The sequence below is a fragment of the Bradyrhizobium sp. CB82 genome (genome assembly GCF_029714405.1).
GTDB lineage: Bacteria > Pseudomonadota > Alphaproteobacteria > Rhizobiales > Xanthobacteraceae > Bradyrhizobium.
On record NZ_CP121650.1, the window covers coordinates 7927954 to 7949562 of the forward strand.

Genomic DNA, 21609 nt, shown 5'->3' on the forward strand with positions numbered 1-21609 from the left:
GATCAGGAAGGCTGAACGGACTTCGGTGTCCAACAAGGGCCTTAGTCATCGCCTCTGTCTGTCGGCTGTGGACCACGAACGGCCTCACACAACGCGATTGGACGACATCAGGATGCTGGCGGCTGAGATCTTCTTCAGCGGCTCGTAGTGCCCATATTCATGCGATTCCTTATAATTCCCATTCTTGATGCGTTATAGTAGGAGAGATATGACCACAGGCCTGTATTCGAGCGATTTGGACCGGAGTGGTGTATTAGCATTACAGTCGTAATTTTTGTTGCGCGCTTTCGCGAGTTCTGACTCGATGCATCACCATGATTCGATCTCAATCATGGACGACGGGCGCGCCGATCGAAACGGTGCTGGAGTTGTGGGCGTCGTCGCTTCGGGACGTGAAGCGACGGATACGTCCATTGTTTGCGCAGGAGCGTACGGCGGCGAGCGCGGGCACGTTCATTGATGGATTGCTGAGCGAAGAGCGGCGTAAGACAGGTTGGATGCGAGCGGAGGCAGCGGGCGATCCTGGCCCATGGCGCCAGCAGGAGCTTTTGGGCCGAGACCGATGGGACGCAGACGAGCTGCGAGATCTGGTGCGCGATTACGTGGTCGAGCATCTCGGTGATGAAGGCGCGGTGCTGGTTATCGACGAGACTGGCTTTCTCAAGCAGGGCAAGGCCTCCTGCGGAGTGGCGCGACAATACACCGGTTCGGCCGGGAAGATTACGAATTGTCAGATCGGCGTGTTCGCGACCTATGTGTCGCGTCACGGCCATGCCTTCATGGACCGCGCGCTCTATCTGCCGAAAAGCTGGACGGAGGATCCGCGTCGCCTGAAAGCCGCTCATGTGCCAGGCGATGTCGGCTTTGCGACGAAACCGCAACTTGCCGCGAAGATGATCGCGCGCGCCATTGCGGCGCGCGTCCCATTCGCCTGGGTTGCGGGCGACAGCGTCTACGGCGTCGGCGACATCGAGCGAGATTTGCGCCAGGCCGGCAAAGGCTACGTGCTCGGCGTCGCCGCCAATCACTGGTTCGGATCCTGGAGCCAGAAGCGGTTGATCAGCGGCTCGGCGGAAGAGATCGCCAGAACGCTAAAGCCGGCCGACTGGCAACGCCTGTCGGCTGGCGACGGAACCAAGGGGCCGCGCCTGCATGATTGGGCCTACCTTGAACTCGCCGATCTCGAGGCCGGCGAGTTCAACGAGGAGCGCAGCGGCCTGTGGACGCGCGGCCTGCTGATCCGACGCCATATCGTTGATGGCGACCTCGCTTACTTCACCACCTGGTTTCCAGCCGGAACTTCCATCAAGAAGTTGGTCGCTGTAGAGGGACATCGCTGGGCGATTGAAGATAGCTTTGAGACCGACAAGAACGAGTTGGGCCTTGATCACAATGAAACGCGATCCTGGCATGGTTGGCATCGTCATGTGTCGCTTGTCATGTTGACCTTCGCCATGATGGCCGCCATTCGCCGAAAAGCTAACGCGCCGCCCCAAAAAAACACATCGCGCGCTCTCCCAACACGCAACACCTCATCCGTTGGTCGGTCCAGGAAATCCGCAGAGTAGCGCAGCGGCTCGCGCGAAAACGAATTCGACCTGGCTATGTCATCGCATGGTCGCTGTGGCGACGCGCTCACCAAGCGATTGCTCAAAAAGCCCACATCAAACAAAAATTACGACTGTAATGCTAGATTTCCATCGAAGATCATCACGTCGCCCGGATCGATTTCGACTTCGACAAGCATGAACCGCTTCATCGCCGCCTTAGTCGTTCGTGATGAATGCGGAATGGCCTGAGAAATAACCAGAAGCGGTGTTGATACAGTGTTGGATTTTGCAGGAAAGCGGTGTGTTGGACCACGCTTTCCTGCGTTTTGGGATTTTGCTTTTGAGCGATTCGTGATTCCCTGACCGCGGGTCACCGGCATTGGGGAAGGCGATGAGCAAACCGCGGGATGATCGCCAGAAAGACCTGCTGCTTCTGGCCCTCGATCAAATCATCGACATGGGTCACCCGCTGGTGCGGTTGGCGATGTTGATCGACTGGAACATCCTGGATGACCGCTTTAGTTCGGTGTGCAAGCAGGGTCGGGGCAGCCTGGCCTGCCGACGCGGCTTGTCGCTGGCCTGTTCATTTTGAAGCACATGCACAACCTGTCAGATGAGGTGCTGTGCGCCCGCTGCATCGAGAACCCCTATTACCAATACTTCTGCGGCGAAATGAACTTCTGCCACCGTCTGCCGTTCGATCGATCGTCGATGACACGCTGGCGCCAGCGGCTCGGCGAGGAACAGCTCGTCGCGCTGATCCAGGAAAGTCTGTCGGTGGCGCACAAGACTGGCGCGATCGGCCCCAAGGACCTGGAGCGGGTGGTCGTTGATACCACAGTGCAGCCCAAGGGAGTTGCACATCCGACCGATGCGCGGCTGATGCATCGGGCCATCATCAAGCTCGTCGGCCTCGCCAAGCGCAATCGTGTGCCGCTGCGCCAGAGCTATCTGCGCCTGGCCAAACGCGCCGCCATCATGGTCGGCCGCTATACCCACGCCCACCAGTTCAAACGCGCCCGGCGCCAGCTCAAGTTCCTGCGGAAACGGCTTGGCCGGATCATCCGCGACATCCGCCGCAAGATCGATGGCGATGCGGTGCTGGAAGCTCGCTTTGGCCCGCTGCTCGGTGTAGCGCCCGAAGGTCTATGCGTTACATGCCCCTGAGGTCGAGTGCATCAGCAAGGGGAAAGCCCGCGCGCCTTACGAGTTCGGCTGCAAGGTCAGTATTGCCACCCCGTGACGTCTCCGAAGGGCGGACAGTTCGTGCTCCACGCCAAGGCACTGCATGGCAATCCCTTCGACGGGCACACGCTCGACCCTGTGATCGCCGACATGGAGAAGCTCACCGGCGTGGAGACTCGCCGACTCGCCGCATCCACGTCGACAAAGGGTATCGCGGCCACAACCACCCGCATCGGTTCAGGGTCTGGATCTCGGGTCAGGTCCGCCGCGTCACGGCTTCCATCCGCCGCGAGATGAAGCGTCGCGCGGCTGTCGAGCCCGTCATCGGCCATATCAAGGCCGAGGATCGCATGGACCGCAATTATCTCAAGGGGCGCATCGGCGACCGCATCAACGCTGTCCTCGCCGCTGCCCGCTACAACTTCGGCCTGCTCCTGCGATGACTGGCAGAGTTCTTGCGCGTCACTATCCGCGCGTTCCTCGATACCCTCCCGGCCGAAAACATCGCTTGAGCCGGGCGTCGCGCTGGTTCTTCACGGACGACGCCTTAAGCACCGTTTGTTCGACACTGTACTGACTGTCCGGAACGAACTCTGCGGAATAGTGGAACCCAGATGGCCAGCAATTGCGGTGCAAGTAAACTGTCGGCGTGAAAAACCTAAAGACGCCATCGCAGCGTTTGGCTCGGTCCGATCCAGTCACGAGCTCCACTCTCAGGCACGGATCAAGCCCTGGTAGGCGCAAAATCTATTCCGACCGAGATCGCGCGCGGATCGAGCAGGCAATGCAGGATAGCCGGTTTACCCGAAGCAAGCGCACGTTCGAAAGCAGGCCTGAACTCCTGGGTCTGCTCTATCCGTTCGCCATGACCACCAAACGCTTTAGCATACATAGCAAAATCGGGATTTCGCAGCTGTGTACCGATGACGCGGCCCGGATATTCGCGCTCTTGATGCATGCGAATAGTGCCATATTGGCTGTTATCGACAAGGATCACGATGATCGGGGCGCCATATTGCACGGCTGTCGCGAACTCCTGCCCATTCATTAGAAAACAACCGTCGCCTGCGAAGGCGACGACAACACGATCGGGATGTTGCCGTTTTGCCATAACCGCGGCCGGCACGCCGTAGCCCATGGAGCCCGACGTTGGCGCAAGCTGGGTTGCGAAAACGTGGAAGCGGTGGTGCCGATGTAGCCAGCCCGCATAGTTGCCCGCGCCATTACAAACGATCGCGTTGGTAGGTAGGCGATCGCGCAACCATGCAAGCACGTGGCCATATTGGAAGGAGCCCGGCAGTTCGCGCGGCATCTCGCTCCACTTTAGATAATCGGCATGCGCTTTCGCCGCTTCGCCAGTCCAAGCGGGGGCAATGGCCGGCTTGAGTGTCTCGACGGCTTGAGCAAAGGCGATGGGGGTCGCTTGGATCGCGAGTGTCGGCTGATATACACGACCCAGCTCTTCCGCACCGGGATGCACATGAACGAGCGGCTGCGCCGGCGAGGGAATATCGAGCAATGTATATGACGATGACGCAATTTCCGACAATCGGCCGCCGATCAAGAGGATGAGGTCGGCGCCGGTGACACGCGCCTTCAGGCGCGGATCAGCTCCGATGCCGAGATCGCCAGCATAGTTCGGATGATCGGCGTCGAACAGCGACGCACGACGAAATGAAGTTACGACCGGCAAATCGAAGCGTTCCACGAAGCCAAGGATGCGTTTACTTGCTACCTCGTCCCAACCCGAGCCGCCGAGAATGACCAACGGTGCCCTAGCCTTCGCGAGTAGCACGCCAAGCTGCTGGATGTCCGACGGCGCAGGCCAACTTCGTGCCGGCTCGACGCGCGGAGCGTCGTTAACGCTAGCCGCTTCGGTCAGCATATTTTCAGGCAACGCCACGACAACGGGACCGCGGCGTCCTTGCATTGCTATGCGAAATGCACGGGCCACCAGCTCTGGAATCCGGCCAGGATGATCGATCTCAACCACCCATTTTGCCAGGCTGCCGAACACAGCTTTATAGTCGACCTCCTGGAAGGCCTCGCGCTCGAGCATGGTGCTATCGACTTGCCCGATAAAAAGAATCATCGGGGTAGAATCTTGCATTGCAATATGCACGCCATGGCTTGCGTTGGTTGCCCCGGGACCTCGAGTGACAAAGCAGATACCGGGCCGCCCCGTGAGCTTGCCGTAAGCCTCCGCCATCATTGCGGCACCGCCTTCGGCGCGGCAGGTCATAACGTCGATGTTCGCATCATGTAGCGCATCAAGCGCCGCAAGATAACTCTCACCGGGAACACAAGTCACACGTTCGACCCCCTGCGCGACTAGCTGGTCGACCAGAATTTGGCCGCCGGTCCGCAGACTGACTTTGGCATCGATTGATTGATCCATAAGTGTTCCTTGCAGGGAGGGGAGCGATTAGCGGCCAGTGCATTACGGACAGTTATCGAGTGGTGCGCCTATCGGATCGCTGCCGCAGCTATCATTCTCGATCCCGGCTTCGATTTTTAGAAACCGATCGTTGCCTCGCTGTGTATAGAATAGACCAAAGCCGATTTTCCCTAAAAGAAGCTCCAAGACGGCCGGAATCCTGTGCGTCCGCAAGATTTCACGCCGCCCCGGACATTTTCATCGCTTTCCGCTCTCTTCCCGCCAGAAAACTGTAGGCAGGCAAATCATGATCCTCATCCCGTAGCCCGAAACCGGCAGATAAACGTGCCAGTATGGCTTCAACGCCGCGAATTATAGCTTAACGCGCTCTGATTTTCTCCCACCTCGGCAATTCAGGGGAGCTCATTGGTCTAAAACGACCATATCAGACGTCGCCCAACAGAGCCGCACGCGCACTCCAAGATCGAGCCTCGATTCGGCGCGTTCCGACATCATCTTGGCCGTAACGGCCAGACCGTTTTCAGTCCGGACCGCCACGCGGGTCATGCCACCGACGAACGAGATGCTTATGACTTCGCCGCTCAGGATGTTGTCGCTCTCCCCGACATTCTCCTGGGCGTTCGCGATCCGTATTCTCTCGGGTCGGATCATCACCAAGAGATCCGCACCCTCAGCCCATGTGTGTGCGGGAATAGCAATGAGGCTGGGCAAGAATTCCCTAGGCTGGCGGGGCTTGCAGTGTACGATTCTGGGCATGACGAATCGGACATTCAAGAGCGGGATATCCCGCGAGCAAGCAAGTCTGCTTCCGCCGCGGATGGATGATTATGTGGAGCCGGACAATCCGGTTCGAGCGATCGATGCCTATGTGGGTTCGCTCGACTTGGCCGGGCTGGGCTTCAAATATGCCAAGGGCGGCGGCGGGGCGGGACAGCCGGCATACGCTCCGGCGGATCTCTTGAAGCTGTACCTCTACGGTTATCTCAATCAGGTGCGGTCATCGCGCCGGCTTGAGCGCGAGGCGCGTCGCAATGTCGAAGTGATGTGGCTGCTGCGCGGGCTGGCGCCGGGCTATCGCACGATCGGAGACTTCCGCAAGGACAACCGAGCCGCGCTCAAGGCAGCCAATCGCGAGTTCGTGTTGCTGGCGCGTGAACTCAATCTGCTGGCCGGGGAACTGGTGGCGATCGATGGCGCCTTCTTCCATGGCGATGCGAGCAAGGGAAGCATCATCACTAGCAAGCGGCTGGCGGAGCGGCTGGCCGCTGTGGAGCGCGACATCGAGGCCTATGGCGCGGCGCTGGATGCCAACGATGCGACGGAGGCAACGTCAGCGAGGCCTGGGGAGCCCACCGGCGAGGATATTGCCGCGAAGATGGCCGCGCTGGTGGAGAAGCGGACGCGGATTGCGGCCGATCTGGCCAAGCTTGAGGAGAGCGGCGAAACGCAGTTGTCCCGCACCGATCGCGACGCTCGACTGCTATCGAAGAATGGGCAGGTCGTTGCCGGCTACAACGTGCAAATCGCGGTCGACGACAAGCACAAGCTGATCGTTGCGAGCGAGGTGGTCAACGACGGCAACGACACCGGCCAGCTCCACGCGATGGCGGTCGCGGCGAAAGAGAACCTCGGCGTCGAGACGCTGCAGGCGACGGCCGATGTCGGCTATTACAATGGCGAGACACTGCGGTCGTGCGAAGCCGACGGCATCGTTGCCTACGTGCCGGAAGCCGACAAGAACAATCGACTGGCGAAGCAGGGACGCTTTACCCTGAAAGACTTCATCTACGACGCGGAGCAAAACGTCTACCGCTGTCCGGCGGCAACCGAGCTCCGGCCGATGGAAAGCCGCAAGCAGGACGTCGGCGGCAAATGGCATGTTCGCTATGCCGCCCTGCAGTCGGACTGCGGTGTTTGTCCATTGCGCCCACGTTGCCTGACCGACAAGGCTCGGCGGCGGGAGATTTATCGCTGGGAGCATCAGGATGTGATCGATCGGCATCGGGCGCGAATGGCGCAGCCGGAAGCTGACACCATGATGCGACGTCGGGCCGCGCTTGCCGAGCATCCGTTCGGCACTCTCAAATGCCGGGCCGGATACCGGCACTTCCTGCTGCGTGGGTTCGACAAGGTGCGCGGCGAATGGAGCCTGATGGCGCTATGCTACAACTTTAGCCGGCTGCTCTGCATCCTCGGCTTCGACCAGTTCCTGGCCTGCCTCGCCAAGAATCATCTCCAGATCGCGAATTGGCTGCTTCAGGCGCTCCTGCTCGCCACGACGGCCCGCCCTCAACCCAACTGACCGCCTCGCAGCCCGCACTCGCCGTCTAATCGCGAACTTGCGATACTTGCCCAGCCTCAATGGAAATGCCTTCTGAGATTCCCATTCGACTGCCGCTAATAACTCGTCCAGCGATCAGGTTCGACTCGCCAATGAACTCGGCCACGAAACGGCTGCGCGGCTGGAAATACAGTTCGTCCGGCGTCCCAAGCTGAGCAACCTGGCCCATGTTCATCAGGCAGATGCGGTCAGACATGTTGAGCGCCTCTTCCTGATCGTGGGTGACATAGATCAGGGTCGTGCCTAAATCCTTGTGGAGACGCTTAATCTCCCCTTGCATCTGTTCGCGCAGGTTCTTGTCCAGTGCCCCGAGCGGCTCATCCATCATTATGATGGCCGGCGAATAGACAATGCAACGCGCAATACCGACGCGTTGCTGCTGACCGCCCGAGAGCTGGCGTGGCTTGCGGTTTTCGAAGCCGCGCAGGCCAACGCGCTCAAGCGCCTCGGTCACCTTAGCGCGGATTGCCTTCGCGGGCTGGTGGCGCACACGTAGCGGATAAGCCACATTGTCGAACACGCTCATGTGCGGCATCAACGCGTAGTTTTGGAAAACCATTCCGATCCCCCTCTCCCGCGGAGGCATGCGGGTAATGTCGGACGCGTCAAACAGTATTGTGCCCGTCGTCGGACCGGTCGCGCCTGCGATCAGGTTGAGCAATGTCGTCTTGCCGGAGCCCGATGGACCAAGCAGCGTCAAGAATTCGCCCCTCTCTACACTCAAATCGGTCGGATGCAGCGCCGTCACCGGGCCATACCTCTTCGATATGCCGTTCAGCGCGATCGCGTGGGGGACCGGGTCGCCAACGAGGGTGGTATTATGCATCCGAGTTACTCCCTCACCGGAAAATTCAGGGCGGCCCGCGCGCGTCCGCCCATATCGCTGAATGTGTTCAACCGTTTCCACTTTCGCCGTTGGAGGAAGCATATTTGATCGTACTCCTTCACTGTCTGCTTCGGTTGTCACGCTATACCTGTCAGACATCATCAACCGACGTTCCTTTCCTCAATGCGATCGCAACGATACTGACGACCAGAGAGATAACAGTTAGGAAGGTGGATGCGGCGGCGATCCCCGGCGACAGCTCCCATTGCAGGGCACTATACATTTTCACGGGCAGGGTGACCGTGTTAGGACCGGCCAGAAACCAAGAAATGATCACTTCATCGAATGACAGCAAAAATGCGAAGAAAGCCGCGCTGACGAGCGAGGGAATGAGCTGTGGGATGACTACGGTCACGAACATCCGAATAGGTCCGGCCCCCATCAGTTCGGCTCCAAATTCGAGATTGCGGTCCAGCTTGTTCACACCGGCCACGATCATCACAACAACATAGGGCAATGTGACCATGACATGGCCGAGCACAATGGAAAGCATCGTTCCGCTTAGGTGAATGTAGGAGAAGTATAGAAAACGGCCGAGACCCGACACAATAGTTGGAATTATCAGCGGACTCATGATCACGCTGGTGATGAGTCCTTTGCCGGCGAACTCGTGGCGCGCGGTCCAGTAACCAGCAGGCACGCCGACAAGCATCGCCACCGCTGTGGCCGCCACCGCGACCTTAAAGCTTTCGAAAAGTGGATTTAGCCAACCGGGAGAAGCAAAGAACAACTTGAATAGTTCCAAAGAGTAGTTTCCCGGCGGGAAAGTCAGAGCATTTGTTGGACCGAACGCCGTGGGGATCGTCACGAGGATCGGGGTGAGGAGATAAAAGTAGATCAACACGGCCAGGCCGGTCCCCATCCTCCGGTAACGCCGCGAAAGTGGATCGTCAATGATGACAGCCACGAGCCGCCCTAGAGCTTCCGCCGGCGCACAAGAGCAAGCGGCGCAGCTAAGACGATAGCCATACCGAAGAGAACAACGCTGATGGCTGAGGCTTTGGACCAATCCAATACTTGCCGGTTATAAAAATCGATCAGGTTCGAGAGCATCAGATCGTTAGGGCCACCGAGCAGCGCCGGAACAATGAAGGCTCCTAAAGACATCACGAAAATGCTCAACAGGCCGGCGAAAACGCCCGGTAGGCTCATGGGAACAGTAATCGTCCAGAACATGCGAGCTGGCTTAGCACCCATAATGCAGGCCGCGCCATAGATAGAGCGATCAATCGCGAGCAGGCTGGCGAGAACAGGCAAGACAACAAGGGGAACGAGATAGTTGGTCATGCCGACCAGCTGAAGTGGCCCCCGGATTTTGGACCGGCGGCTTAGGTGGTGCGGATGCCGTTCCGTTTTGATAAACGGAGCGGATCATGAAGAAGACAAGACGGAAAATCGATGCGGCGCTGAAGGCAAGGATTGCCTTGGAGGCGTTGCGGGAACAATCAACGGTGACGGATCTGGCGCAGCGCTACCAGGTTCATGTGAACCAGATTTATGCGTGGAAGCAGCTTCAGGATCTCAAGCGGTTCGGGCGTTCGACGCGGGCGCTGGTCGGGATGGCGAGGCGGCCCACGAACTGGAGGTCGAGAAGCTCCACGCCAAGATCGGACAATTGACGGTCGAACGAGATTTCTTAGCCAGGAGGTCCGGAAGATGAGCGCGCCGGATCGCCGAGGATTGCTTCAGCGCGATCATGAGAGTCTATCGATCCGCCGGCAATGCCAACTGCTGAGCGTTGCGCGATCGAGCGTCTATCGGCCGCCGCGGCCGGCCAATGACAACGAGCTTGAGCTGATGCGGCGGATCGACCAACTGTTCACGGCCTGGCCGTTCCTGGGCTCGCGGCGGATGGCGGCGATGCTCAATGGCGAAGGCTGTCGCATCAATCGCAAGCGCGTGCAGCGGTTGTTGCGCAAGATGGGCATCGCGGCGCTGGGACCAAAGCCCAGAACCACCAAGCCGGCGCGGGGACACAAGATCTTCCCGTATCTCCTGCGCCAGATGGTGATCGACCGGCCGAATCAAGTGTGGGCGGCCGATATCACCTATGTGCCGATCGGCCAGGGCTTTCTGTATCTGGTGGCGATCATCGATTGGGCGAGCCGTGCGGTGCTGGCCTGGCGCCTGTCGAACACGATGGACACATCGTTCTGCGTGTCTGCGCTCGAAGAGGCCTTGGCGCGCTTCGGCCGGCCCGAGATCTTCAATACCGACCGGGGCAGCCAGTTCACCAGCGCCGCCTTCACCGGCACGCTGGCCGACACTGGCGTCCGGATCTCGATGGACGGTCGCGGGCGCTGGATGGACAACGTGTTCATCGAGCGGCTATGGCGCTCGCTCAAATACGAGGACATCTATCTCAAGGGTTATTCGGATGGCCACGAGGCCAAAGCCGGAATCGCCCGATGGATCGAGTTTTACAATTTCCAGCGCCCTCATCAGGCGCTGGAAAACCGCGCGCCGATGGCGGTCTGGCGGGCCGGTGTCACCGGCGCATTCGGCGAAGAGGCTGTGGATATGACGCTTCTCGCAAGCGAGAAGCTTGGACAACGCTGGGCGTTGCCCACATCCCCACAGCCACAACAGCAGCAAGCAAGAGTAGCGTAAAGTTATTGGGAAGAACGAACGGCGGAAGCTCCACTTAGGAAACCGGACCCAGTGGTCCTCAGCATAGGGTCCACTTCACAGCAGGCCCACCACGTTGAATAAAAGCGGCAGTTGAACATTAGTGGCGGAGATCCAACTCAGGAACGAATTGATGATTCCATCACGTCCTAATATAACTGTAAATGCGAAGCATTTGACCAGCACACTAGTCCAGAACGGCAGCAACACAAGCACCATCAAAAACTTCCTGCGCCTCGCCGGCTGACGAGCAAGATGCAGCGCGATCACGAAACCCAGTATCAAGCTCACCACTGACGAGATGGCAGCAACATAGAGCGTCGTTAGCAACGTCCGCCTGAATAAAGCACTAGTTAAAACCGCATCAAATGCGGCCAGCGAAAACTCTGGTCCGCGGAAACTGGTGAAGAGAACGTATGAAAGCGGCGGCAACACGATAGCGCCCCCAATCAGAGTGGCCGGCGACATAAAGATGACTTGCGCGCGCAGATTATTCGTGGAGATGGCAGACAATTTGGACGGCTCCCGTTTGAGATCAAGAATAGGCATAGATGCGCGACAAGCCCCGGAGCTGCGCGCCAACGGAGAGCAATTAGCCACCGATTCTCCACTCCTGGAAACGATGGTTTACCTTCTCATAATTCTCCGCCCAATATGCATTGTCGAGTAGGACGCTTTGGCGTTGTCCAGATTTGGCTGCCATTTGAGCGCCTCGGGCGACAACATGGATGAAGCTTTTTTAGATACCGGAGCATCGCCTACTAGCAGATCAAACAATCTAGCCTGCACCTCTGGACGAAGATGGTAGGCGATCAGCTCCATCGCATTTCCTTTGTTTGCCGCGCCCTTGAGAACAGCGAGGCATAGGCCGCCAAAGATGTTTTGTTCGAACGAATATGCCAACGGCACCCCACCACCCGGCTGGGTCGTCGCTTCAACCCGAACACAATTGGCGAGGCCAAAATCAGCCTCGCCGACCTGCAACAAGGAGGTGTCTTGCGGAGCGGTAGCTGCCCATACAATCTGTGACTTGATGCGATCGAGCGCCTTGAATGCGCAATCCAGATTCAACGGATAGATGTCCTTCGGCGCCACGCCGTCACCGAGCAACGCGGCTTCCAACGTCAGTTGAGCGTCCACGCGCACAACTCGTCGTCCTGGAAACTTCTGCAGGTCGAAGAAGTCAGTAAAGGTCGCCGGATGCGCTTTGGCACCGAATTTCTTCGGGTTCCACGATACGCCCCGGCTCCAGATGTCAAATGCGGCATAGTCGTCTGCGGGTTGGATTTTGAGATCTTCGAGATCGAAACGGGAAGGATCGAGTTTCTCCCAAAACCCTTGCTTAGTCCCGGCAGCGGCTTCGGCACCGGAGCAGAGATAAACGTCTAGCTCAACATTACCCGTCAGCTGCATGGCCTTGAGTTTGTCGAATCCGGGGTAAGGAATAAATTGGACCTTAATCCCCGTCTCATTGGTGAAAGGATCCAGTACGGCTTTAATTTGGGACTCTTGATAGGATCCTCCATAAGTAGATATCATAACCGAGCTGGACTTGTGCGCAGCGCGTGAGGACCTGAGTACAAACCCGCAATTATTCCGGCCGTACCGATAAGAAAGGAGCGGCGTGCGGGTGAGGAAATATGTTTACGCATGAGAGTCCCCTTTCGTTGGTTGATTTCATCTGGTGACATTACATATGCGGTTCGTTGAAGACACGTGTTCGGCTTGCGCCCGAGTTTCTGATGCCCGACGAGTATGTTGCGCCGCTGAAGCGAACTTGTGTTTGACTTGGAGAATCGGGCATCAACCTCGACGATGCATCTCTTTCTCATCGAATACTGTCGCTTCGTTATTCTTCCCTCCTGGACCAAGAGGCGCCGAGCCGAGAAGTGTTCTCTCGGTCGGCTTATACTCTCCACGCAGATGCAAACTGCGGAAATGAAATACAGACATGCCGGTACTGGCACCCGATCGCAGAACACGCTCTGTGGGGCCAGCTGCAAAGCCAGCAATTTGGAGTTCCAAGTCATATTGATCCGTCCAAAACTAAGGTACATTGTCATAATCCTTGTCTTTGCCGGCAATCACAGCCCGCGCTACACGCGACGTTCTGCACAGACTCCAGTCGAATTCCACCTGTATTGAATGGACCGCCAAACAGCGTGCGGTCGCCCGCCGCAAATACGTACGCTTGGCTGGTGCGCGATCGGGAATCAACAACAATGCCGTCCGCGCTTTGTAGAGCGAGCAGCCGGGCCAATTCCAAATTGGGAACTGAGCGGATCCCCACGATGACAGCGGACGTACCATCCTGCAGCACGACCTTCTCGACGATTCGGCTTTCATCAACTAAAGATTGCACCGCGCGTGAGGTCAACAGTTTGACGCCGTGACTGACGTGTACCGATGCCAGATACTCAGAAGTTTCCAGCGGTACAACCCAGTGAAGCACTCGATCTTTTGCATCTAAGGCCGTGACTTGCTTTTGCAGCCGTATGAGCGTTGACTCGACTTCAAGACCGATAAATCCCGTGCCAACCACGAAAATTTTCTGGGCATCCCGCGTCGCCGCGCAGAGCAGGCGCGCATCCGCAATGGAGCGCAGGCAGTACACATTTCCAATCACCGCGCCCGGGCATGACAGCTTTCGTGCGCTCGTGCCAACCGTGAGAGCGAGGGTATCGAAAGCGATATACGTCCCGTTCGACAACAAAGCCATTCGGGCTCCAGGATCGAGGTCAATGACCCTGCTACCCAGCTCCAGCCCAATGTCATTGTCCGAATAGAAGGCAGCAGCCTTAAGAGGCCTTCGCTGGTCCGACGGATCTTTGAGGCACCCCTTTGAAAGTGGCGGGCGATGATAGGGCAGCTCCGGCTCTTCGCTAACAATGATTATGTCTTCGCCGTACCCATTCTCGCCGTCATGCGAGGCAACTTCACACGCGCCATAGGATCTTCCAACAATCAGCAATTTTCTGCGCATTGGCTCACAGACCCAAAAGGCACCAACGGATACAACAGCGCATTTGTTTTCCCAGAACTCCCGCTAGAGACGCCTGTCGAAGTCTATACAAATCCGGCGTTTGGCGCGATTGTCATGGTTAGACCGTTCAAACCTCCCGTCAATTCAATCTGCAAGAGAGTCGAGAGTTGTGCGTCGATCTTCGACTACATTCAACATCGCATGCTCGGTTTCGCTGACCGGCTTAAGCTTCGCGCACGTGACAAGTGCCGCAAGCCATGCAGCCCCCGCATTGCCCCGTCAGATTCAAGCGAGCGTCTCGGATAGCAAGCACAAGCGTTTGAGCGGATGTGGCATTCAATTCAATCAATTCGCCGTTCTGATCGTAAACCAGCACTTTCATTTCTTGAAGAGTCCTAGAAAAGCACATGGAGTGGAGCGAGGTGACGTCGCGAAAGATCGCGAGACCTCTTGATAATCATAAGACGAGAACCGGCGCCTAATGTCGGCAAAAATTCGCAAAACGCTGCAGAAATCCAGCGAGTCACTCGCGTTCCTAGCCGATTCCAGCGGCCAAGCCGGGCACCCGCGCGCCCGCTGTTTCCTGGCACCAAGCTAGAGTAAGGATCCCCGACAAAGCTGGCGGCTTTAGGAATTGGGCCGCTCAAAGCGGCCATGGGGACACTAACGCGTCGCGGATTTTGCTGGCCGCCTAAAGGCGGCCTTAGCGCCACATGTTCATTTGGTCGAGCCGGGTGTTCTTGGTCTCCCGCTTGCGGATGTATTCTCTGATCCCGCTTCGTCTCGACCGGCGGTCGAGACGAAGTATCCCGGGGCCCAGAAGTGCTGCCCTACGAAGTTGCGCTTCGTCTCTCCATTCGCGAAACTCCCTCTCGTGCGCGTCGTGGCTCACGAGTTTCGTCGATGGACGACTGCCTGAAATGGCTGCCTCCGCGGCAGAGCCGGCCTACTCTAAACTCCGACATCAGATCCGGTAGCCGCAATCCGCCGGAAGCCGGGCTATGGGCTACGTTGCCGCGAAGGTCCTCATCGGGGCTCAGGCCCGAAAGCGTGAGGTCGATTGCAGCGAACGTCGTGGCGATATAGCCGACCTCTACGAGGCCGAATCCGGAATCGATGTAGCAGGTGAAGGCTTGCAGGAACTGGTCGATGACGCCGGCACCTCCCATGGCTCACTCGCTTTTGCTCGGAATGGAGGCAACGGGCGTATCGTCTCGGTCGCGGTGATCATCGCAGTGGGTATCGCGCCAACAAGGCCGTCGTTGTCGGAGTCGACTACCCGGCTCTGCTTCGTGCCCGCCGCCGCCGCGAGCGCTGGAGTGCGGAGGACCGGCGATCGTGCCCCGTGGCGTGGTGTAGCTGAGTGCGGGTCACCACGTTCGCCGGCATGGGCCGGATCGGTCAGCTGGCGATAGCCGGAAGGCTGACGGCGGGATCATCGCCCAACGGGGCGATGGTTTCCAGTGTCATGTAGCGTCCACGCTGGACGGCCCACTCGTCATTCTGCTCGAGCAGGATGGCGCCGACCAGACGGGTGATGGCGTCCTCATTGGGAAAGATGCCGACCACTTCGGTCCGCCGCTTGATCTCGCCGTTGACGCGTTCGAGCGGGTTGGTCGAGTGCAGCTTGACCCGGTGTGTGGCCGGGAAGCTCATGTAGGCGAGCACGTCGGTCTCGGCCTCATCCAGGAAGCTGGCGAGCTTGGGCAATTTGGGCCGCAGTTGGTCGGCGACCCTTCGCCATTGGGCACGCGCGGCCTCGGCGTCGTCCTGGGCAAACGCGGTGGCGATGAAGGCGGAGACGACGCGCCGGCCGCTCTTGCCGGCGTGCGCCAGGGCGTTGCGCATGAAGTGCACGCGGCAGCGCTGCCACGTGGCGTTCAGGACTTTGCCAACCGTGGCCTTGATCCCCTCATGCGCGTCGGAGACCACCAGCTTGACGCCGCGCAGACCGCGCCGCGCGAGCTTGCGCAGGAACGCGGTCCAGAACGTCTCGGCCTCGGACGGGCCGATGTCCATGCCGAGAATCTCGCGCCGACCGTCGCTGTTGACGCCGACCGCGATGATCACCGCGACCGAGACGATGCGCCCGTTCTGGCGAACCTTCACATAGGTGGCGTCGATCCACAGATAGGGCCAGTCGCCCTCGATCGGACGATTGAGGAAGGCCTTCACCTTGTCGTCGATCTCACCGCACAACCGCGACACCTGGCTCTTGGAGATGCCGCTCATGCCCATGGCCTGCACCAGGTCGTCGACCGAGCGGGTGGACACGCCCTGCACGTAGGCCTCCTGCACCACCGCCGTGAGCGCCTTCTCGGCCATCCGCCGCGGCTCCAGGAAGCCGGGGAAGTAGGTGCCTTTGCGCAGCTTGGGAATGCGCAGCTCGACGGTGCCGGCGCGGGTCTCCCAGCTCCGATCGCGATAGCCGTTGCGCTGAGCCAGGCGCTCCTGGCTCTTCTCGCCGTAAGCCGCTCCCGTCAGTCCCTCGACCTCCAGCTCCATCAGCCGGTGGGCGGCAAAGCCGATCATCTCGCGCAAAAGATCGGCGTCAGGGGTCTTCTCCACGAGCGCGCGCAGGTTCATCATGTCGTCGGTCATCGGTGGTTCCTCGAATCAGGTTGGTGTCGCAACCCGAACCTTACCGACGAATCATCGATGACCACCCGCAAAGCCGCTCGCTCGCTACGGCGCTATTGGGGGGCGCGCGTCGCGAGCGGCTTCGCTCCAGCTACACCACCAGCTGGGACACGACCGGACCGGCGGTTCTGTAGCGCCACCGCTGGCGCTCGGAAGGCTTCCACGGCGAAGCCAAGTCCTGGCACGGACTGTCGCGCGCTGCCAGGCGCAAGCCTATCTAACCGCGGCAGCCGTCAACCTCAAAAGGCTCGCGGCGGCTCCCCATCGACAGCGCCGCCCACTTGTGCACGCTCAGCGATCCGGATCGAACCCGAGGTTTAACGCACCGAGGAGAGTACGTAATGGCACTTCAAGTCATCTCGTCGAACTGGAACGCAAGCACAGAATACCCGAGAACGAAGTGCACGAAGCACTCGTACACCCCTCCGTAGACGACCTGCATATCGTCGAGTTGAAGCCTCACAAGTTGATGGTCAAGGACGAGATCGAGCGGTTGAGACTTTCCGCCGACGACACGGTCCACTAAGTCAGTCCCCGCAAATTAGCAAATAACCTTGCTTTTCACCGAGGGATGAATGCCGAAGCGCGCATCCTCCGGGACGCTATGCAGCATTTGCTCAAAGCTCCGGCACCTCGCCGATCGCGAGCGACGACGTCAATCCCGGCGACTCGATGCAAGCAGGTTGATCAAGCCGCGACGCCGTGATCGGCCGGCGCCTGGATCAGGAAATCCTGGATCGCCACCGCCGCTGGCACGATCTTGGGATTCCCGAATAGGTCGGCATCAGCGCGCCATCCGGCAGGGTTCGGCCAGTATTTCCGGATCGCCGCATAGAACAGCTCGGCCCGCCGGGTCGACAGCATAATCGATTTGATCGATCCATTCGACGTCGGGGCCGAGCCGCGGCTGTCCGGCCATGTCGAGCGTCAGGTGCACGCCGAGCCCGCCGGCGCCGGCACCGGATAGATCAGCCGCGAGAACGGCACCCTGGCGCTGCAGCTGAAGTAGTTGTCCTTGGCCAAATAGGCAGTTGGAATCAATTCGATCGGCACGCCGTCAACGCGCGACCGCCGTTACGCCGAGGCCGGCGGGATTGACCAGCAGATCGCAGGCGAGCGTCATGGGCGCCGCGCCGCCGGGCTCGATCTCGAACCCGTTCACCGTGGCCGCGTGGAGCAGCGGCGCATGGAAAGCGAATGCCGCTCCGGCCTCCTCAGCGTCGCAGTGCAGCGTGAGCATGTAGGCATGGCTGTCGATGATCCCGGTGGAGGGCGACAGCAGCGCCGGTCGCAGCTCAGCGCCGGCTCCAGCTAGTACATGCCAGCATGGATCACCTCGCTGTTTCGCGACGAGGTTACCGTGCTGATCCCTTCGGCCTCCTCGATCACAATCACTTCGCGGCCGGCCCGTGCCAGCCGCCGCGCCACGGCCAGGCTGATCACCCCGCACCGACGATCACACAATCAACCCTGTCCATCTCGCCTTCAGGTCCCGAAATTTCCGCGCTGCCACGGGATCGCCGTCGCCGCCAACATCGTTCTGCCGATCCGCTCGCTTTGGCAGTGCTGGGCCATCTCAAATAGTTGGGGAGCCATACCATGCTACTTGAAGCATCAATTTGCCGTCAGTGAGCTATGCAGGAAAGTGGGTGATGACGGGTTGAGGTAGGCGGCGTATCGAGGCGGGTGTCGAGCCTGCCAGAACCTCTCAAGGAGAGCGATACGCCATGAACGAGACTATCAACATCCTGCCCTTCCGTCAGCCGTCTGCGGTTGACGATCCACTGACAGAAATTCTGCGGAACGGAGCCCGTGAGCTGCTCGCCCGGGCCGTCGAGATCGAGCTGCAGGCATTTCTGGCGACGACGGCGGAGCTGAAGCTGCCGGACGGCCGTGCCAGGGTGGTGCGGCACGGCTTTGGCCCTGCGCGTAAGATTGCCACGGGGATCGGCGCGATCGAGATCGCCCGGCCCAAGGTCAGAGACCGTGGTGCGACCGGAGCTGATCGGATCCGCTTCACCTCGGCGATCCTGCCGCTGTGGGCGCGGCGGACAAAGAGCCTGGATGCCCTGCTGCCGATCCTCTATCTGCGCGGCATCTCGACCGGCGATCTCCAGGAAGCGCTCTCGGCGCTGCTCGGCAAGGATGCGCCGAATCTGTCGCCATCGGTGATCTCAGGCCTGAAGGCGCAATGGCAGGGCGAGTACGAGCGCTGGCAGAAGCGCGATCTGTCGGCGCGGCGCTATGTCTACGTCTGGGCCGACGGCGTCTTCCTGCAGGCCCGGATGGAGGACCACAGCGAATGTATGCTGGTTTTGATCGGCGCGACGCCCGAGGCAAGAAGGAGCTGGTCGGCTTCCAGGTCGGCGTGCGCGAGAGCGCCCAGAGCTGGCGCGAGCTTCTAATCGACATCCGCCGGCGCGGACTGCAGGTCGCGCCTGAACTGGCGGTCGGCGATGGCGCACTCGGCTTCTGGAAGGCGATAGACGAAGTCTTTCCCGGCACCCGGCGGCAGCGCTGCTGGCAGCACAAGACCGTCAGCGTGCTCAACAAGGTTCCGAGCTCCGTGCAGAGTGGCATGAAGAGAGCCCTGCAGGATATCTCGATGGCGCCGTGCCGGGCCACCGCGGAGCTTGCACTCGAAACCTTCGCCGAGAAATACGGTGCCAAATACGCGCGCGCCGTTGACTGCCTGGTCAAGGATCGCGAGGATCTGCTGGCATTCTATGACTTTCCTGCCGAGCACTGGGTCCACTTGCGAACCACGAATCCGATCGAGGGCGTGTTCGCCACGGTGCGACACAGGACAGTTCGGACCAAGGGATCGTTGTCGCCACAGACGGCCAGGCTGATGGTGTTCAAGCTGATCGATGCAGCCTCGAAAACCTGGCGTCGATTGAAGGGCACAAATCAGTTGCCGAAGCTCATCGCCGGTGTCAGATTCGCCGACGGCATCGAGGTCATTCCGACCCAGCACAGCCACGCCGCCTGATCGGCTCCGTCACCCAGATTTAGGCATAGCTCGCCGTCAGTTAAGTCACAGTTTCAGGTTGCGTTGGAGCGCGTTTACTCGATCCACACCACCGGAGCCAGACACTCGCTCTGGAATCCTGCAGGTCGACGACTATACCGGCTATGGTGGCTGAGCGTTGCGACGGTCAGCTTGCAACTGCTGGTCACACATGCAGCGTACGTTCTACGAACTCGCCGCCTAAGCCCGCGGCCATTGCAGGCGAGGCGCTCACGCATATCGCCGAGCTCTATGCGAGAGGGCAATCGTGGCCGCAGTGCTGTCAAGAGCGCAGGCGAGGCGCTCACTTTCGATGGATAGAAGAAGTCCCCGCATGATCCGAGGAGCAATGCTAAACGTGCCAGTCGCCAACTCACTAATCGTCTGCACGGTGAAGATTGCGTCTGGCGCATTGGTCCTTCGTGCCCATTCACGATACCGATCAAGTTGGCATCACCGAAACACTGATTTAGAATTGGCGCATACCGCGCATAATCGTTAGTCACCACATCATCAGTCGTCACAATCGAAATTGTCGCGCCGCGCAAACCGGGGACTTTCAGACCCGGATCCCTCTCGATCTCTTATACTCAGCCTTGAGCGCGTTTAGCACATGAGCGGCCACGGGGGTCTTTTTTAGGGTTGATACAGAAAACAAACACTGTCTCATCAGAATCTCCTTCAATGCCCATAGAGTCCGCAGCTCACGCGAGGTAATTTGCGAACAGGAACGCTTGCCACCCCCTCCTGGAATCAGAACATTTCTCAAGCCTTCGTTAGCTGCGACAACCGACGCGACGCGCACTCAAGGCAGGCACGACAAGCTCTCCAAATATATTTCAGAGGCTACGCCTAAAACCCGCGAAAAGGTCTCGGGGTCACAGAAGCTCTAAAAAGGTCTTCGGCTCCATAGACATTTTGCAAAGACCCCACTTCAGTGTCAGGCCGTTTCGTACCCGCGAGCCTTGTCGACTCATCCACATATGCTCGCGGCTCTACTCTCAGGTGGCAGCACTGCTTCTACTAGGTTCACCCAGCAGCCGATGCCATAAGGAAGAGCTTCGTCGTTGAAATCATAAGCCGGGTTGTGCACGCCAGCCGATGGCCCATTACCGAGAAAAATAAAGGAGCCGGGACGCGCCTCAAGCATATAAGCGAAATCCTGGCCCCCATAGTTAATCTCAACTTGTCGTCAACGGATTTGGCTCCCACGAGATTTCCCGCCACCGCGATCGCCAGATTGGTCTGCTCTGTATGGTTAAAGGTGACTGGGACAGATCGGCATTACCTGAACTCAACGTCCGCGCCAAATCCGCGCGCAATACTTTGCGCACATGCCGAAATCTGCCGCTCCGCGAAGTCGCCCAGGTCAGGTGTCAGAGTCCTTACGGTGCCGTCCTTACGGTGCCGTCCTTACGGTGCCGGACATTTCAATGTTATCTGGAATAACGTTGTAAGCTTGAGCTGCATTCAACTTTGTAACGGAGATTACAAGCGAATCAATCGGACTTGTGTGGCGCGATACCAACGTTTGAAGCCCGAGAATAATCTGAGCCGCGATCACTACTGGATCCACGATCTCATGTGGCTTGGCCGCGTGGCCACCCCTACCCTTCACGACAATGTCGAAGTCGTCTTGGGATGCCATTATTGGACCATCGGCAAATGCCGAACTTGCCGACGTCCAGCCCAGGTCGATTGTGCATGCCGAACACTTGTGAGATGCCGAAGCGATGATCCCCTCTTGGACCATCCGTTTACCGCCAGATGGCGCCTCCACTTCTTGCGCCGGCTGAAAGATCAATGCGACGGCGCCCCTGAAATTGCGCGTGGCGGCGAGGTATTTCGCTGCGGCCAGTAGCATGGCCGTGTGACCGTCATGCCCACATGCGTGCATTTTGCCAAGTATCTTGGACGACCACGGTCTGTTTGAGGCTTCCAAGATCGGCAACGCGTCCATATCTGCTCGTCATCCAATGGTCGGCCCA

15 protein-coding genes and 6 pseudogenes are annotated in these 21609 nt (G+C 59.1%); 6 read left to right on the forward strand and 15 right to left on the reverse strand.

Translation table 11 applies throughout. The annotated features are described in order from the left end of the window. The first annotated feature begins 314 nt into the window (after window positions 1-314). Window positions 315-1568, forward strand: a complete 1254-nt coding sequence (locus QA640_RS38115) for an IS701 family transposase (protein WP_283037824.1) — start codon at window positions 315-317, stop codon at window positions 1566-1568. 107 nt (window positions 1569-1675) lie between these two features. Here QA640_RS38115 and QA640_RS38120 read toward each other — a convergent pair whose 3' ends face one another. Then, entirely contained in the window at window positions 1676-1930 is a 255-nt protein-coding gene (locus QA640_RS38120) for a hypothetical protein (RefSeq protein WP_283037825.1), read from the reverse strand. Between the two features lie 11 nt (window positions 1931-1941). Between QA640_RS38120 and QA640_RS38125 the strand changes: the two are divergent. Then, a pseudogene (locus tag QA640_RS38125) lies at window positions 1942-3175 on the forward strand (IS5 family transposase); the annotation flags it as partial. A gap of 284 nt (window positions 3176-3459) precedes the next feature. Here QA640_RS38125 and QA640_RS38130 read toward each other — a convergent pair. Next, entirely contained in the window at window positions 3460-5133 is a 1674-nt protein-coding gene (locus tag QA640_RS38130; RefSeq protein ID WP_283037826.1) for a thiamine pyrophosphate-binding protein, read from the reverse strand. A 402-nt stretch (window positions 5134-5535) separates the two neighbouring features. Further along, complete coding sequence (locus QA640_RS38135; protein WP_283037827.1) at window positions 5536-5784, reverse strand: TOBE domain-containing protein; 249 nt, start codon at window positions 5782-5784, stop codon at window positions 5536-5538. A gap of 103 nt (window positions 5785-5887) precedes the next feature. On the opposite strand from QA640_RS38135, the gene QA640_RS38140 reads away from it, so the two are divergent. Further along, window positions 5888-7435 (forward strand): IS1182 family transposase, encoded by a 1548-nt coding sequence (locus QA640_RS38140; RefSeq protein WP_283037828.1) that lies wholly within the window; start codon window positions 5888-5890, stop codon window positions 7433-7435. Between the two features lie 25 nt (window positions 7436-7460). Here QA640_RS38140 and QA640_RS38145 read toward each other — a convergent pair whose 3' ends face one another. The 3 genes from QA640_RS38145 to QA640_RS38155 all read right to left on the reverse strand — a co-directional run bounded on the left by QA640_RS38145 (window position 7461) and on the right by QA640_RS38155 (window position 9647). After that, window positions 7461-8300 (reverse strand): ABC transporter ATP-binding protein, encoded by an 840-nt coding sequence (locus tag QA640_RS38145; protein ID WP_283037829.1) that lies wholly within the window; start codon window positions 8298-8300, stop codon window positions 7461-7463. 151 nt (window positions 8301-8451) lie between these two features. Then, a complete protein-coding gene (locus QA640_RS38150) occupies window positions 8452-9267 on the reverse strand; it encodes an ABC transporter permease (protein WP_283037830.1) in 816 nt (271 codons plus the stop codon). Window positions 9268-9275: 8 nt separating this feature from the next. Further along, the gene (locus QA640_RS38155; protein ID WP_283037831.1) at window positions 9276-9647 is read right to left on the reverse strand and encodes an ABC transporter permease subunit; all 372 of its coding nucleotides are present in this window, start codon (window positions 9645-9647) and stop codon (window positions 9276-9278) included. A gap of 86 nt (window positions 9648-9733) precedes the next feature. On the opposite strand from QA640_RS38155, the pseudogene QA640_RS38160 reads away from it, so the two are divergent. After that, window positions 9734-10817, forward strand: a pseudogene (locus QA640_RS38160) (IS3 family transposase); the annotation flags it as partial. 228 nt (window positions 10818-11045) lie between these two features. On the opposite strand, the gene QA640_RS38165 reads toward QA640_RS38160, so the two are convergent. The 6 genes and pseudogenes from QA640_RS38165 to QA640_RS38190 form a co-directional block, all read right to left on the reverse strand. Beyond that, window positions 11046-11501 (reverse strand): hypothetical protein, encoded by a 456-nt coding sequence (locus QA640_RS38165; protein WP_283037832.1) that lies wholly within the window; start codon window positions 11499-11501, stop codon window positions 11046-11048. Between the two features lie 114 nt (window positions 11502-11615). Then, window positions 11616-12527 (reverse strand): ABC transporter substrate-binding protein, encoded by a 912-nt coding sequence (locus QA640_RS38170; RefSeq protein ID WP_283037833.1) that lies wholly within the window; start codon window positions 12525-12527, stop codon window positions 11616-11618. A 520-nt stretch (window positions 12528-13047) separates the two neighbouring features. Then, entirely contained in the window at window positions 13048-13971 is a 924-nt protein-coding gene (locus QA640_RS38175; RefSeq protein ID WP_283037834.1) for an FAD-dependent oxidoreductase, read from the reverse strand. A gap of 703 nt (window positions 13972-14674) precedes the next feature. Further along, window positions 14675-14826, reverse strand: a pseudogene (locus QA640_RS38180) (transposase); the annotation flags it as partial. 182 nt (window positions 14827-15008) lie between these two features. Continuing rightward, window positions 15009-15140, reverse strand: a pseudogene (locus QA640_RS38185) (P-type conjugative transfer protein TrbL); the annotation flags it as partial. Window positions 15141-15372: 232 nt separating this feature from the next. Next, complete coding sequence (locus QA640_RS38190) at window positions 15373-16572, reverse strand: IS256 family transposase (protein ID WP_283037835.1); 1200 nt, start codon at window positions 16570-16572, stop codon at window positions 15373-15375. Window positions 16573-16978: 406 nt separating this feature from the next. Here QA640_RS38190 and QA640_RS38195 point away from each other — a divergent pair, with 406 nt between their 5' ends. Next, window positions 16979-17137 (forward strand): DUF465 domain-containing protein, encoded by a 159-nt coding sequence (locus tag QA640_RS38195; RefSeq protein ID WP_283043015.1) that lies wholly within the window; start codon window positions 16979-16981, stop codon window positions 17135-17137. Window positions 17138-17228: 91 nt separating this feature from the next. Here the strand turns inward: QA640_RS38195 and QA640_RS38200 are convergent. Further along, window positions 17229-18089: pseudogene (locus tag QA640_RS38200) on the reverse strand (FAD-dependent oxidoreductase). Window positions 18090-18338: 249 nt separating this feature from the next. Between QA640_RS38200 and QA640_RS38205 the strand changes: the two are divergent. Continuing rightward, window positions 18339-19603 (forward strand): annotated as a pseudogene (locus tag QA640_RS38205) (IS256 family transposase). A gap of 991 nt (window positions 19604-20594) precedes the next feature. On the opposite strand, the gene QA640_RS48450 reads toward QA640_RS38205, so the two are convergent. Both QA640_RS48450 and QA640_RS38210 read right to left on the reverse strand, forming a co-directional pair. Next, window positions 20595-20771, reverse strand: a complete 177-nt coding sequence (locus tag QA640_RS48450; protein ID WP_349253667.1) for a hypothetical protein — start codon at window positions 20769-20771, stop codon at window positions 20595-20597. Between the two features lie 249 nt (window positions 20772-21020). Further along, entirely contained in the window at window positions 21021-21581 is a 561-nt protein-coding gene (locus tag QA640_RS38210) for an amidohydrolase (protein ID WP_283037836.1), read from the reverse strand. Window positions 21582-21609 lie beyond the last annotated feature (28 nt).

Coding starts and splice junctions, on each gene's coding strand:
- QA640_RS38210 (WP_283037836.1), bottom strand. CDS start 21,581: ATGGACGCGTTGCCGATCTTGGAAGCCTCAAACAGACCGTGGTCGTCC.
- QA640_RS38190 (WP_283037835.1), bottom strand. CDS start 16,572: ATGACCGACGACATGATGAACCTGCGCGCGCTCGTGGAGAAGACCCCT.
- QA640_RS48450 (WP_349253667.1), bottom strand. CDS start 20,771: ATGCTTGAGGCGCGTCCCGGCTCCTTTATTTTTCTCGGTAATGGGCCA.
- QA640_RS38170 (WP_283037833.1), bottom strand. CDS start 12,527: ATGATATCTACTTATGGAGGATCCTATCAAGAGTCCCAAATTAAAGCC.
- QA640_RS38120 (WP_283037825.1), bottom strand. CDS start 1,930: ATGCCGGTGACCCGCGGTCAGGGAATCACGAATCGCTCAAAAGCAAAA.
- QA640_RS38145 (WP_283037829.1), bottom strand. CDS start 8,300: ATGCATAATACCACCCTCGTTGGCGACCCGGTCCCCCACGCGATCGCG.
- QA640_RS38155 (WP_283037831.1), bottom strand. CDS start 9,647: ATGACCAACTATCTCGTTCCCCTTGTTGTCTTGCCTGTTCTCGCCAGC.
- QA640_RS38115 (WP_283037824.1), top strand. CDS start 315: ATGATTCGATCTCAATCATGGACGACGGGCGCGCCGATCGAAACGGTG.
- QA640_RS38130 (WP_283037826.1), bottom strand. CDS start 5,133: ATGGATCAATCAATCGATGCCAAAGTCAGTCTGCGGACCGGCGGCCAA.
- QA640_RS38135 (WP_283037827.1), bottom strand. CDS start 5,784: ATGATCCGACCCGAGAGAATACGGATCGCGAACGCCCAGGAGAATGTC.
- QA640_RS38140 (WP_283037828.1), top strand. CDS start 5,888: ATGACGAATCGGACATTCAAGAGCGGGATATCCCGCGAGCAAGCAAGT.
- QA640_RS38175 (WP_283037834.1), bottom strand. CDS start 13,971: ATGCGCAGAAAATTGCTGATTGTTGGAAGATCCTATGGCGCGTGTGAA.